We start from the raw sequence: 2,026 nt of genomic DNA, 5'->3' as shown, positions 1-2,026 counted from the left end.
GGCCACCTGCACGTTCTGCTCGCGGATCGCGGCGACCACGTCGGGCGCGGTCAGGCCGCGCGCGGCGATCTTCTGCGGGTCGAGCCAGATGCGCATCGAGTAGTCGCCGGCGCCGAACACCTGCACCTGGCCCATGCCGGCCACGCGGGCCAGCCGGTCCTTGATGTTGAGCACCGCGTAGTTGCGCAGGTAGACCTCGTCGTAGCGCGAGTTCGGCGAGAGCAAGTGCACCACCATCGTGATGTTGGGCGAGCTCTTGACGGTGGTCACGCCGATCTGCCGCACCTCTTCAGGCAGGCGCGCCAGGGCCCGCTGCACGCGGTTCTGCACCTGCGTTTCAGCCTGCTCGACGTTGGTGCCGACCTTGAAGGTCACGGTCAGGTTCATGCCGCCGTCGCCGGTGGCCTGCGAGGCCATGTACAGCATGTTCTCGGTGCCGTTGATGGCCTCTTCGAGCGGGGCTGCCACGGTCTGGGCGATCACCGTCGGGTTGGCGCCGGGGAAGCGCGCGCTGACGACGACCGACGGCGGCACGACCTCGGGGTATTCCGAGATCGGCAGCCGGAAGATCGCGATCAACCCGGCCAGGAACAACAGGATGGACAACACGGCCGCGAAGATCGGCCTGTCCACGAAGAATTTTGAGAATCGCATGGGGTCTCTCGATGTTTCTTGCTGGCGAGCCGTTTACTGGCGAGCCGGCGCGCTGGCCGCCGCGTCGGCATTCATCGCCACGACTTCGGGGGCCACCGGTGAACCGGGGCGCACGCGCTGCAGGCCGTTGACGACGATGCGCTCGCCCGGCTTCAGCCCGGCACGCGCGACGCGCAGCCCGTCGACCAGCGGGCCGAGTTGCACGACGCGGTACTCGGCCTTGTTCTCGGCGTTGATGACGTAGACGTACTTGCGGTTCTGGTCGGTACCGATCGCGGTGTCGTTGATCAGCAGCGCGGCCGGTGCGCCGATGTCGGCGCCGACCTGCACCCGTGCGAACAGGCCCGGGATCAGCGCGCCGTCCTTGTTCTCGAGCACCGCGCGCATGCGCACCGTGCCGGAGGCCGGGTCGACGCGGTTGTCGATGAAGTCGAGCCGGCCTTCGTGCGGGAAACCGCTCTCGTTGGTGAGGCCGGTGCGCACCTTGACGCCCTTGCCGCCTTCGCGCGCGGCGCCGCCGATGCTCAGGAAGGTGGATTCATCGCCGTCGAAGCTCACGTAGACCGGGCTGATCGAGACCAGCGAGGTCAGCACGACGCTGCTGTCGACCAGGTTGCCCACCGTGACCTCGGCCTTGCCGATGCGGCCGGCGAACGGCGCACGCACGACCGCGTATTCGAGGTTCAGCTTGGCGACCGCGAGCGCGGCCTGGTCGGCCTGCGCGCCGGCTTCGAGCTGGCGGGCGCTGGCGGCGCGCTCATCGAAATCGCGCTGGGCGATCGCGTTGTCGGCCATCAGGCGCTTCGAGCGTTCGAGTTCGGTGCGGCCGAGATCGGCCTTGGCCTTGGAGCTGGCGACCGCGGCCTCCAGCTTGGCCACCTCGGCCTGGTAGCTGCGCGGGTCGATCTGGAACAGCACGTCGCCCTTCTTGACCAGCGCGCCGGGCTTGAACTGCACCGCGTCGATCGTGCCGGGCACGCGGGCGCGGATCTGCGCCGACTCGATCGCTTCGATGCGGCCGGAGAAATCCTGCTGCTCGACGACGTTGCGCGAGACGACGACGGCGACGCTGACCGGCGGGGCCGGCGGCGGCCCGCCGGCGGGCGTGGCGGCCATCGCTTCGCCGCCGCGCGAGCAACCGGCCAGCGACAGCAGGGCAGCCGACACGAGCGTCAGCGCGACAGTCGAGAACATCAGAGGGGTGGGACGAAGGGTCATGGGGGTCATCCTGGACAGCGGAGCACAGGGCCCCAGCCGAAATAGAGAGACAAATGGAAATAGTCGACAGTCACGGGAAATACCCCATGCTGCGTTGCACCATCAAATGTATTGGTCTGTGAATCAGTTATAAAGTAGCGTTTTGCGGAATGAC

Annotated in this window: 2 protein-coding genes; both read right to left on the bottom strand. The window is 67.7% G+C overall.

Going from position 1 to position 2,026, the window contains the following annotated elements; translation table 11 throughout:
- On the bottom strand, positions 1 to 654 hold a 654-nt coding region (locus AC1D15_RS29155), incomplete at its 3' end, for an efflux RND transporter permease subunit (protein WP_477828766.1).
- 33 nt (positions 655 to 687) lie between these two features.
- On the bottom strand, positions 688 to 1,872 hold the full coding sequence (locus AC1D15_RS29150; protein ID WP_465111797.1) for an efflux RND transporter periplasmic adaptor subunit: 1,185 nt from the start codon (positions 1,870 to 1,872) through the stop codon (positions 688 to 690).
- Positions 1,873 to 2,026: the final 154 nt, after the last annotated feature.

Source organism: Rhizobacter sp. P2_H2, from assembly GCF_056403375.1.
The sequence above is the reverse complement of the archived record's forward strand: the minus strand, read 5'-3'. Positions and strand labels throughout refer to the sequence as shown.

Excerpts from the sequence above, each read along its gene's own strand:
- AC1D15_RS29150 (WP_465111797.1), bottom strand. The coding sequence starts at position 1,872 with ATGACCCTTCGTCCCACCCCTCTGATGTTCTCGACTGTCGCGCTGACG.